This is a genomic window from Erysipelothrix anatis, assembly GCF_009828745.1.
GTDB classification, from domain to species: domain Bacteria; phylum Bacillota_I; class Bacilli_A; order Erysipelotrichales; family Erysipelotrichaceae; genus Erysipelothrix; species Erysipelothrix anatis.
Map to the genome: position 1 here is coordinate 1 of NZ_WTSX01000016.1, position 12,152 is coordinate 12,152.

Sequence of the window (12,152 nt, forward strand, 5' to 3'; positions counted from 1 at the left end):
CTCCTTTGATAATTTTAGATAGTTTGCAGACTACACTTAAATATTATCAAATGGAGGTTTAAAACAGAATACATCGCTAAAGCTATAATCGAACCCCCAGACTATCTGGGGGTTTTAAAATGCACAAGAAAGCTACAGACTGATGATCTGTAGCTTTTGTTTTGACAATTTTAAGGTGTTTGGATAAGATTCCATGTAATTGTGGCATTATAGTTTCCAACACGGGCATCGCGAGTATCAAGGTTTAGCGTAACTTTATCATTTGACTTTGAGTCTTGTGCAAGCCATGTTGTAATCCAGGTACCCATACCGTGATCGGTATCGGCATTCATAATGTCAACAAAGTTGTTGTCTTTACTTGAAGTGAGTTCAATTTTATTTGATGTGACAGGAGCATTTTTATCGAGCGTATCTCCAGTTTTAACTGCACCATTTTCAAGCACGAGTTTGGCATTTGGAAGTACATGCGTACCATTGGTAAATTCACCAAGGCTTGCTTGAAGATTCCATCCTTGCCCTGTTCCACGAACGTCTGTAACCTGTACAAATGGTTTCTGAGTTGTTGAATTCATCGTTGTCACTTTACGTGTTAACTTTTGTTCACCGAATGAAATCTGCGGTACATAGTCAATGGTTAAAGGACCAATATTCCCTGTACCTTCACCCCCATCGCCTGGTTCGAGCGGTTTCGTTGGATCGGTAGGATCGACTGGCTTCACAGGCTCTGTTGGTGTTTCAGCAACAAACTCAACGCCAACATTAGATGTGGCCGTTGTTGCATTGTTTTCATCAGCGAAGACCGCGGTTGGCACCATTAAAGCGATAACCAACGCTGGTATAAGTAATTTCTTTTTCATATTTATTTCTCCTCTATCGTTTTACTATCATAATTTAATGCTAAGTTAATTATAATTTTCATCTGTTTTTTTATGTGGTATATGTCATGAACCGATTTGTATTTGTAATGAAACATTGTTTTTTCACAAGTGATTTGTTCATTACTTATATGTCAAAATCCACTCCAATTCGGCAGTATATCCGGTATTCGCGTAAATACCATTAGGACCACCCAATTGCATAAGCACACCTAAGTCGTTAGCAAAATCCAGTTCGGTTACAGCATCGTAATTTTCAGGTGTTTCATAGACAACAATCGGTCTATTATTGATGACATTGCCGTTATGTTGGGCATTCTTTTTAAAGATTAGGCTATCATGAAGGACTGAATTACGTCCGGATGTATCTGTAAGTTCTTGTTTTGCACGAACTTCAAGTTTCCATCCTGTTCGTTCATACCGAGTATCTTCGACTCGTAGCGTCATTGTATCGTGACGTGCATGTGTTCCAGCAGTATTTCGAATATCAACGTCACCGAATTGAATGGTCTTTGGATAGTGTGTCAAATCAACACTTCCGTAAATGGTATAATCAAGTACCTCAACGATTTCAAAGCGTCCATCTTTGATAGTTATCGTATGATAATCAACTCCTAATGGCTGATCCAGTTTTGCATAGTATCGGCCGTTGGTATCCGCATTCCCTTCAATGACTTGGTTGCCATTGTAGTTGAAGGTGATCGCAGCATTTGGATTTGTTTTGAAATCTATGATGTTTTGGTCATCACCACTATGATTTTGAAACATAACATGACCCATTGCATAGGTGGCACGACCATTAAAAATACCTGTTTCAATCTTATTTGAACCTTCGTGAGGAACAAATGTGTTACGAATGATATTTATGCTGTTATCGGTTCCGACTGTAAATTCTAAGGTACCCGTACTGTTATCCTTGTTAAAAATCCGAATATCAGCGGATGTTGTTGAATCACTGTCATTCCACAAGTTAATTTGTTGCGTCGTAACTTCAATGGTTGGTGTTTTCTTAGTATTTAATAAAGCCATTTTGTGATTTCCATCAGCAATAAACCAACTTGGTTTCGTTCCATCATTCACAATTTTTATATGCTTTTCCACATCGAAGATGCCGATTATTTCTTTATCATCAATAATTAGATTGACTCTTGCATTTTTGGACTCAAACTCTTTCGCTGTAATCATATGGTATTTTGAAACGGTCCCAGCATTACCTTCTGAGTCAACCAGAATGTCTGAATCTTCAATCATGAATTTTTTTGCGACACTGACTGCACCGATTCTAGAATCATTCGAATCTGCCCAAATGTTACTATTGGTTATCGTTAGATTTCCCATTGTGCTAATGGCTTCTCGGTTTATTTTTGCAGCTTGCATATTAACTGTGGAATTGTTGATGACCATATCACTGCGGGATTTCATCATACCAGCATATGCGTAGTCAATATTAAGGTTGACTGTTGAGTTGTCAATGACAAGACCTTGAGAGTATGGTGTTGATTCTGAAGTTTGATCGATAACATCAGGAGATGTGTAATCGGCTTCAATTGTAACCGTCGAACCATCGACAATTTCGATACGATTTTTGGCTGTCAAAGCTTGCCACGAGCGGTTACTGCTTATGTAGACATTTGACTGACTAATAATCATTTCATCCGTTAGAACAATCGCAGATGTTCGCGTGTACGAGTTTATGACAACATTCAGATTTGCACCCTTCATCGTCAAGATTCCTGTTTGAATAATCGAAACTGTACTTGCATCATATGCTGTCACAATTTCGATATCTAAACTTGAATTTGGTTTTAAATCCATTGATTTCGAGTATATGGCACGGTAGTCTGAACTTATTTTTGTACTTGAGCCTTCTTCAAAGACAAGTGCTGTTGTAGCTGAATTAAATGTAGGGCCATTCTTGGATGAGAAGTCAGTAATGACATTATCACCATAGAAGTTAATCTCAAGTGCACGAGCTAACTCCTGGGAATAACCAGATTTCATTGTTGCAGTAAAGTTGTTTAAGACAACTTTACCTTTTAAGTTATGTACTAAGGTTGTTCCAGTAAATGAAACATTTTCATATATAAACGTTGTATTGTCATAACCCGAATACATTAATCCATATTTATTGTATGTTGAGATGTTCATGTTTCGAAAGTGCATTGTTGTAGGCGTTGCATTCTTTGCTTTAAATGCGTATGTAAAGAAATCGTCATTTTCACGAGCAGTTAGGCTATGATATTCACCCGTTACCGGATCTCTTCCATCAAGGACAAAGCTATAGCCTTCAGGAACCGTCAAACTCTTGCTCACTACAAAGTCTTGACTCATATAGTAAGTATCATAGACTCCATTTCCACGGTTTGTCACTAATGTATAAAGTTCGTCGAATGAGTTCACTACTACTTCATTTTCTTTTAGCGTCAGTACTTCTATTTCCGCTGATACAGGAGTCTCCACTTCATGATTTAGAATAGCTTGTTCTGTCACTTCATCATTATCAATACTATCTTGCGATACTTCTTGGTCAACTGTAATGGGTGCCTCAGGTTGTGGCTCAGTAGGTGCTAAAGGTTGAGATGTCACATCTCCACTATTTATAGTCGTTGTGTAGACTTTAGTCTCTTCGGCACTAATGTTTGTCGTTTGCCCTGCTGTAAATATGAGGGTGAGAACTAAAGTTGCACTCAATGCTAAAAGTGTAATTCGTTTTAGAATTTTGTTCATATGACATCTCCTTTTTCAATATTTATCAATGTGATGTTTGATTCTCCTTGTCATTATGGCGTTTCCATAATAGGAAGAAGATAATCATGAGCATGACGCCCATAATACCTAGTAAAATCCATGTTAGTATGTTTGCATTTTGTTCAAAACTGACGACATCGTCATTGATTGACGCTGATGCATCTTCAGATACTGTAAATGTATCTTTAAAGTGCCATACATCAGACTCATGTTTAATCTCTAAATCAATGGCATAAGTACCTGCATCAATCGTTTGGCGATCTCCAGTGTATACAACATTAAAGTTCGTATTCGGTGCGATAGATCCATTCTTCTTATCAACCATACCAACAACTTTTCCCGTTTTTGTATCACTGATACTTCCATGAAGTGAAACACCATTCATCAAGACTGGTTGATCGTTTTGAATAACGGACACAAAATGTGCATCCAAATCAATCACATCAATATCTGTCTTTACATAATTTAAATTTGATTTAATTGGTGTGTCGTGCATTCTCGTTTGTAATCCAAGTGTATACGCAACCCGGTTGTTTAACGTAACACCTGAGGCGTTTGATGTATCCTTATTATTTAAGGTATCTGCAATGACTGTAATGCCTCCCAGACGAATTCCTTCAAAATCTACGTCTGTCGTGTCAATGTCAATGTAGATATTTTCTGTTGCATGAGGTGCAACTTCAATCTGTTCCTCACGTAGTGTTGCAAAGCTTGTAAGTGGTGTGCTTAATGAAGCATCTGGCGCTTTTACTGTACTAAACTGTTTCATAGCATTATTGTTTGTTGTTGCATCAACCAGACTAACAGTCGCATTCATCGGTTCATCACCTTGATTTATAATTTCGATTGTGAGTGTTTGTTTCGTGTTTGGTTTTAAATCGAGATCGAAATAACCAACATTTTGATTTATTTGATTTTCAGGAATGATTGGATTGATGCTAAATTTATCGTATGCATCTGCGCGTACAATGTTAATTTGGGTGACCATAATGAGCATCGTTAGAATCATTGCCATTATTGTTTTATTTTTTTTCATATTCGTTACCTCGACCTTTCAATTGCTCTCCATTCACGAAACTTTAATATGTTAATATTTCGTTCACTAAATCGATTGCAAGCACATAATATCAATTTATACGGTTTTATGTAGTCGATGTCATTAATGCACGCATTTATGTAATTAATGACAATATTTTTCTTATGTAAGCGCAACTCAATATTTTCCAAACAAAACACATTCTATTTGAATTAAACAAATAAAAAGGACTTCCCGAAGGAAGTCCTTGATTATACTAAGCTTCTAATTCATCAACGTGTGTTGCGAATTGGTAGTCATCTAAGTAAAGTTTAACGTAGTCTTTAATCAATGACAATGGATCGTTAGATACTTTACCATCTTTAATACGACGGTATTGGTATGGCATGTATTGTGATAACAATGTCATTGGGATTGGTGTTGCTTCTAAGTTTGCAACTAGTTTATTGATGGCAGCTTGAACTGCTGGTGTTGGCAAGTAGTAACGTGCACGGTCTGAGTAGCTATATTTACGTTTGATTGCAAGTTCAGCGTCTGTTCCGTGGTAGTGTTTTTGCCAGTTTCCTGGGCTTGCTAACATCGTTTCTTCAAGAACATCAATGAAACGTGAAGGGTCTGTTGTAATTTGATCTTCAATGTGTGAAAGGGCAAATAACGCTTCACGTAAAGCAAATGTCAATGCTGGTCCTACTTTGAGGATTGCAATTCCATCTTCAACCATTTCACGTAAGTGTTCTGGTGTTTGGTAATCTGTTGAGTGTCCTTCGAATACAAAGTTATCAAACTCATCACGTAATGTTGCAGTTAAGACTTTGGCATTTTCGCGGTTATATTGGAAGAGGTCTTCATCTCCAAACTCAACTCCAGGTTGAACAACAATACCAATTACAGCATCAAATACTTTTTCAACACCATATTCTGTAAATGTCTCTTTAAAGACACGGTATGTCTCTTTAAAGTCTTCTGGGCTTGTAACTGCTAATGTTTCTTCTTTTTCTTGAGCTCCTCCTGGGATTGGAACTTCACTACCAATAATGAATGCTGGGAAGATTGCATCTGGGTTTTCTTTTAAGAGTTCATCATAAGCTTCTAATGATGCTTTAGCCATGATTGCAGAACGACGCGCAATCGTTTCATTTGATAACATTTCAGTTGTGCTATCATCCGCAACACGCATTGATGTATCCAAGTGGATTTTTGTGAATCCTGCACGAACATAGTCATAAACAAGTTCAACTGCATTTTTCATTGCTTCGTCTTCGTTTAAGTCTGTCCATGTTAGAGGACCTAAGTGGTCTCCACCTAAGATAATACGTGACTTGTCATAACCTACTTTGTCCGCTAAACCGTAAACAAATTCACGGTAATCTGCAGGTTTCATGCCTGTATATCCACCAAATTGGTTAACTTGGTTCGCTGTTGCTTCAATAACTACTGATGAGTTGTGTTCTTCTGCGAATTCTAATGTAGCTTCAAGTACAAGATCACTCGCTGTACATGCTGAATAAACCCCAACTGGGCGTTTATTGCTTAATAAAAACAATGGATTTTTTTTCATACTTTCACCTCGTACTTTAATTTTAGCACAGTTCAATTTGCACTATGTTGTGGTAAATAATAGGGTTGTTGCATTTTTCGACATAAAATGCGATTTTGTCATTAAAAATTCAAAAGCGTGAATCTTTTTTACTATTTCGGATAATGCATTTAATTCAGTGACATGATATAAATAAGTTAGAAATGGAGTGATACTATGTTATGGATTAAAAATGTTTTACTGGAAAAAGGCTATGTTAAGCATGCTTCCCTCGGTTACAAAACTAAGACAACACTCAGTGTCTTGGGAATTGAGAATGGAAAAATTGCTGTCATTTCTGATTACTTGCCAGATGATGCAACGGATGTTGTAGATGCACAGGGATATCTCGCAATTCCCAGTCTTGTAGACAATCATATTCACTTAGATAAAGGTCATCTTGGTGGTCCATGGCAAGCAGTGGTTCCCATGTATTCAGTCGCAGACCGAATCCGTGAAGAAGAAGCCTTCTTGGAATCTTTTTTGGTAGATACGCCTCAACGAGCACAAGCTTTAATTGATCTTTTTGGTGGTTATGGTGCAACGTTTCTTCGGGTTCAAGTCAACGTAGATCCAGTCATTGGACTGCAAAACCTGCAGTGCATTCGCGAAGTATTAGAAAACAATGCTGACCGTTTGGACTATGAACTTGTCGCTTTCCCCCAACACGGTACACTTGCAACTGAAAATGACAAATGGTTAACACAAGCCATGCAAGAGCCCGGTGTTAATGTAATTGGCGGTCTCGACCCTGCTACAATTGATCGTGATATTGATGCATCGTTACAGGTATTGTTTGACCTTGCACAAACATATAATAAAGAGATTGACATCCATCTACACGATCACGGCACACTCGGTATTTTCGAAATCGAAAAAATTGCAGATTTTACCGAAAAATATGGCTTAGCAGGACGTGTTCAAGTTAGTCATGCCTACGCATTGGGTGATGTTCCTCTAGAAATAGTTGCAACACTGGCACAACGGTTGGCGACATTAGACATAGCAATTAACACTACTGTTCCGATTGATACTTCAGCGCCACATATTCCGACACTTCAAAATGCTGGAGTTCGGGTTCATGTTATTAACGATAATATCAACGATCATTGGAGTCCCTTTGGAACCGGTGATCTTATTCAGCGTGCAAGCCGTGCTGCTGAGCGTTTTAATCTCACTGATGAAATCGCACTGTCTCAATCATTAGGGCTTGTAACAAAAGGGAAAACACCGCTCTCGCCTTCTGGTGAGATGCTTTGGCCTAAGATTGGTGATTGCGCAAATATTCTCTTTATCAAAGCTGAATCTTCGGCACACGCTATCGCACGGATTCCTCAAGATCGTGTATTGATGTTCAAAGGAACCCTTATGACGCATCATTTCGAGAAATAATACCCTCATCCAAAGAGTATCTACGGATACTTTTTTATTGTCATTTTTAATAATAAAAAAACCTCTAATGTGGCACCATTAGAGGTTTATGTTTTTATAAGGAATTAAGACATGCTAGCAACAAAAGAATATTATTTTAATGCCTCTAGAATAAAGTTCATCATGAATAGCGCAGTTGAGATGTAGACAATTGGATGGACATTACGTGCTCGACCTTTCGCTACTTCAACAATAATATAAGCCATAAATCCAAATGCTAAACCATTTGAAATACTGTATGTAAGGACCGTCATGACAACTGTAAAGAATGCAGGCACTGCCGTTTCGAAATCACTCCATTGAACGTCCCCAAACGAAGCACTCATTAAGATTCCGACAACAATCAATGCTGGTGCAGTCGCAGCAGCAGGTATTAACGAAACAACGGGTGCAAGGAAAATACTGAGTCCAAAACATATAGCAGTAACAACTGATGTTAGACCAGTACGTCCACCCGCTTCAATTCCAGCAGAACTTTCTACAAAGGTTGTAGTATTTGAGGTACCAAAGATAGCCCCAACTGATGTTGCGATGGCATCAGCAAACATCGCTTTATCCATTTTTGAAGAAAAACCTTTGCCTTCTTCAAGTGCACGCTCATCTTCAGCTGTGAATATACCTGAACGACGACCTGTACCAATAAAAGTTCCGATTGTATCAAAAGTATCAGTAAGACTAAATGCAAAGACAATTGGGAATACTGTCATTAAACTATGGTTTGTAAAGAGGCTTACAATCCCTTCATTTCCCAACGCTTTACCAAAGATACTGCCAAACTCTGTGAAGATTTCTCCAAAGCTCACAGTTTGCGCTGCGCCACCAAGATTAACAACTCCCATTGGGATACCAATTAATGTTGTAAGTACGATTCCAATAAGCATTGCGCCTTTAACTTTGCGAAGCATTAAGACAAGGATCAAGACCAATCCAATTAATGCCAACAAGATGCTTGGGTCACTGAAATTCGAGAGTGCCGGAACGCCAGCTGTAAAGTTTACAAAGTTAATGTTCAAAAGGCCAATATAAGCAATGAACAATCCAATACCAGCACCGATTGCTTGTTGCAATGTTTCTGGAATTGCTTTAATGATGTGTTTACGAATACGGGTGACAGTAATCAAGATATTAATGACACCACATACAAATACAAGTGCTAATGCTTCGTAAGGTGTGAACCCCCCGATAATAACAACAGTATAGGTGAAGAATGCATTAAGTCCCATACCTGGTGCTTGTGCATACGGTACGTTTGCAAATAACCCCATAACCATGGTCCCTGTAATTGCTGCAAGTATCGTTGCAATGTAAACTCCGTTGATCGGTAATCCCGCTTCGGATAAGATCTGTGGGTTTACAAATAAAATGTAGGCCATCGTAAAGAAGGTTGTAATCCCTGCTAATACTTCTGTACCTACGGTTGTATTATTTTCTTTGAGTTTAAAGAATTTTTCCATTTATTCTTTCTCCCTTTCGTCTCAAATGATTAAAAAACCAAATAAAAAAGATCGGGAGAAAACGATCTTGAGAGTTTTCACCACGATTGTCGATACATTTACGGTGTATCGGTAGAGACTACCCGACCATATTTCGGGTATTAAATTCGGCTAATTAATACACTTACAGTATATGAACACAACTATTGATTGTCAAGTGAACCTTTGAGAATGACTAAAAAAACTGCCGAAGCAGTTTAGTCGAGATATAAAATGTAAAAGTGTGTTGTGATTCCGACGGCAGGAACATTTTCAAGAACCGCATATTGTTTGAACCCAAGTTTCTCGTAGAATTCAGGACCTTGGAAGTTCAATGTTGAAACTGTAACAGATTTACAGTTATGTGCTTTCGCATAATCAATCGCCGATTTCACTAATTTTGAGCCTATACCCTGACCACGATACCCTTCCTTAACCGCTAACATACTTATTTTGAGGCGTTGATAGAAAATTTTTCCAGTAATACCACCGATGTATTCGTTGTCGATTGAATATACATTTGAGAGAGCTTCCTGTTTTTGTGATGGAAAAACTGACAATGCGGCATTGTGCTCATCAAGAAGGACATTTAGCAGTGCTGAATTTGTATCATAGTCTATAGATTTAATCATAGTAACCACCCCTTATATAACTATTGTAGGCAATCTTTTCATTAATTTCCATGATTTACGCATATATTTCACATGAATTTTTATACATCAAAAAAGAGAGCATTCGCTCTCCTTTCATTACGCTAATTCGTTTTTTGATGTTCCGGTATTGATAAACTCTTGTAAGTTTTCATATGAGTATTCAACCATATTGCTGACGGCTTCATCTGTATATGATCCAACATGTGGTGTTACAAGTACACGTGGGTATAAGTTCATGATACGTGTCATCAACGCATCAACGTCAGTTCCACGTAAGTCTTTATTAAAGTAAGCTGTTTCGTTTGCGAGGACATCTGTACCAAATGCTTGAACTTTTCCTGATTCGACAGCATCTAAAATTGCATCTATATCTTGGAGTTCACCACGGGAAGTGTTGATTAAGATAACGCCATCTTTCATTTTAGAAATTAAGTCTGCATTTAAGAATTCGTCATTTGAACCTTTAAAGTAAGGCATATGCATTGAGATGATATCAGATTCTTTAAGAAGTGTTTCAAGATCAACTTGTGTACATGTATCGCCTAAGTAATCTTTTTCCACAACATCATATCCAATAACGTTTGCACCAACACCTTTGAAGATTGTTGCTGCTGTAAATCCAATTTTACCAAGTCCGATAATTCCAACAGTTGATTTACGGATTTCTTTACTAAACATGAAGTCATCAATTTTGAAGTTTCCTTGTTGAGTATTGTTTGTTGTATAAGATGTATGGCGTGCAAGTGTCAATGCCATGGTTAATGCAAGTTCAGCAATCGCATTGGGTGAATAGAAAGGTACATAAGCAACTTTCAATCCGAACTCTTTTGCTGCTTCTAAATCAACATGGTTGTATCCAACTGTACGTGTTAAGACATATTTAACGCCATAGTTTTTATAGATTTCTAAATTTTTACGATTTCCCGGGCAATTTCCACGAAGCATAACTGCATCACAACCTTCTGCAAGGTGAACAGATTCATCGTTTAACATTGCTTCAGTTAGAACTAAGTCATAACCAAATTTTTCATTCAATGATTCAAAGAATGGTTTTTCTACTGGGCGTACCCCATAACATAAGAGTTTCATAATTTTATCCTTTCAAAATTAAATAATACCTGCTGTACCAAGAGCTGTTAAGATAATTAACCAAACAATAATAGCAACGATTGATAAGACGGTAGCAACTAATGATGCATTCGATGCAAAGAGTGCTTCTTTATCAAAGTTGATTGCGTAGCTAACACAGACAGTTGCTGGTGGTGTTGCTAACATAATGATAATTCCTGTAATTGCAACAGAGTCTAATGGTAAGAATCCGATTTTCTTGAAGATGATCATCATGACTAATAGGATTGCTGGAATAATGACAAGTTTTACTGCTGAATAAATCCAAACTGCTTTGTCTTTCACAGCATCTTTTAATGAAATTTTTGCAAGTGTCATCCCGATTGCTAACCATGCTAATGGTGATGATAGTGATGCTAAGTAACCGACTGATTTCATGAACCATGGTAATGTTTTATCTAAACGTAAGAATGCACCAGTCCATGCTTTATCACCAGTACCAATTGTTACTTGAGGTAAGCTACCTTGGAACATCCAAATTGCAAATCCAATAAATGTTGCAAGAATGATTGGGTTCAAGATGATTTGTTTTAAGTTTTTCTTTTCGAGTTTTAAGCCAGAGAAGAGAATAAATCCATATGAGTATAAGAAGACACGGTAAGCAATATTAAATAAGTTTGCATAAAGTGTTCCTTCTGTACCTAAGAATGCTGAAATAATAGGAATTCCGAAGAATGTTGTTGATCCAAAAATTGTGATTCCACGAATAGCGTCAAGTTTATCCCCTTTATAAATAAACATGTAGCCAAATGTGATGATGATTAAGATTACGTAAGCGACAAAGCCGAAGATAAATGTATTGAGTCCGACTGTAAATGTCTCAGGTTTAATTTCAGTCATAAATGCTTGGAATGCTAACGCTGGTAACGCAACATTCAGCAAGACTGCTGTTAATGCTTTAGACGCTTGGTCTGTAACTTTATTTGATTTTTTCAAGTAGTATCCTAAAAGGATAATTGAAATTGTTGAAAAAATCGCCCCTAGAAATGCTTGATCCGAAAGGACCTGTTTCATAATTTCCATATTCTATTTCCTCCATTGTTCTCATCTCACTTCAAGTTCCGCTTCGAAGTGCTTCGAGATATTAATCATAAGAGATAAATATGCATATATATAGGGTGTTTTATCGGTTTTTATCATTTTATGTCATTTTTAGTGCATGAGTGGTATCCATATTATATAATATGTGAAATATTTAACTAAGATAACAAGTGCAACCCTTTACAAAAAAAG

Annotated in this window: 9 protein-coding genes and 1 riboswitch; of the genes, 1 reads left to right on the top strand and 8 read right to left on the bottom strand. The window is 37.4% G+C overall.

Annotated elements, in window-relative coordinates; all coding sequences use genetic code 11:
* Positions 1 to 170: 170 nt before the first annotated feature.
* The 4 genes from GVV19_RS09845 to GVV19_RS09860 all read right to left on the bottom strand — a co-directional run bounded on the left by GVV19_RS09845 (position 171) and on the right by GVV19_RS09860 (position 6,217).
* The gene (locus tag GVV19_RS09845; protein WP_159639781.1) at positions 171 to 857 is read right to left on the bottom strand and encodes a WxL domain-containing protein; all 687 of its coding nucleotides are present in this window, start codon (positions 855 to 857) and stop codon (positions 171 to 173) included.
* A 141-nt stretch (positions 858 to 998) separates the two neighbouring features.
* On the bottom strand, positions 999 to 3,602 hold the full coding sequence (locus GVV19_RS09850; protein WP_159647311.1) for a hypothetical protein: 2,604 nt from the start codon (positions 3,600 to 3,602) through the stop codon (positions 999 to 1,001).
* A gap of 25 nt (positions 3,603 to 3,627) precedes the next feature.
* On the bottom strand, positions 3,628 to 4,659 hold the full coding sequence (locus tag GVV19_RS09855; RefSeq protein ID WP_159647313.1) for a DUF916 and DUF3324 domain-containing protein: 1,032 nt from the start codon (positions 4,657 to 4,659) through the stop codon (positions 3,628 to 3,630).
* A gap of 256 nt (positions 4,660 to 4,915) precedes the next feature.
* Positions 4,916 to 6,217, bottom strand: a complete 1,302-nt coding sequence (locus tag GVV19_RS09860; protein ID WP_159647315.1) for a class II D-tagatose-bisphosphate aldolase, non-catalytic subunit — start codon at positions 6,215 to 6,217, stop codon at positions 4,916 to 4,918.
* 195 nt (positions 6,218 to 6,412) lie between these two features.
* On the opposite strand from GVV19_RS09860, the gene GVV19_RS09865 reads away from it, so the two are divergent.
* Positions 6,413 to 7,627 carry an amidohydrolase gene (locus tag GVV19_RS09865; RefSeq protein ID WP_159647317.1) on the top strand — a complete coding sequence of 405 codons (1,215 nt, stop codon included), beginning with the start codon at positions 6,413 to 6,415 and terminating at the stop codon, positions 7,625 to 7,627.
* Between the two features lie 131 nt (positions 7,628 to 7,758).
* Here the strand turns inward: GVV19_RS09865 and GVV19_RS09870 are convergent, their stop codons facing one another.
* The 4 genes from GVV19_RS09870 to GVV19_RS09885 all read right to left on the bottom strand — a co-directional run bounded on the left by GVV19_RS09870 (position 7,759) and on the right by GVV19_RS09885 (position 11,942).
* Positions 7,759 to 9,120: an NCS2 family permease gene (locus GVV19_RS09870; protein WP_159647319.1), complete on the bottom strand. Its 1,362-nt coding sequence runs from the start codon at positions 9,118 to 9,120 to the stop codon at positions 7,759 to 7,761.
* Positions 9,121 to 9,185: 65 nt separating this feature from the next.
* Positions 9,186 to 9,288, bottom strand: a riboswitch (purine riboswitch).
* Between the two features lie 68 nt (positions 9,289 to 9,356).
* On the bottom strand, positions 9,357 to 9,770 hold the full coding sequence (locus GVV19_RS09875) for a GNAT family N-acetyltransferase (protein WP_159634604.1): 414 nt from the start codon (positions 9,768 to 9,770) through the stop codon (positions 9,357 to 9,359).
* Positions 9,771 to 9,887: 117 nt separating this feature from the next.
* Entirely contained in the window at positions 9,888 to 10,880 is a 993-nt protein-coding gene (locus GVV19_RS09880) for a 2-hydroxyacid dehydrogenase (protein WP_159634607.1), read from the bottom strand.
* Between the two features lie 18 nt (positions 10,881 to 10,898).
* Positions 10,899 to 11,942 (bottom strand): AEC family transporter, encoded by a 1,044-nt coding sequence (locus GVV19_RS09885; RefSeq protein ID WP_159634610.1) that lies wholly within the window; start codon positions 11,940 to 11,942, stop codon positions 10,899 to 10,901.
* Between the last annotated feature and the right edge of the window lie 210 nt (positions 11,943 to 12,152).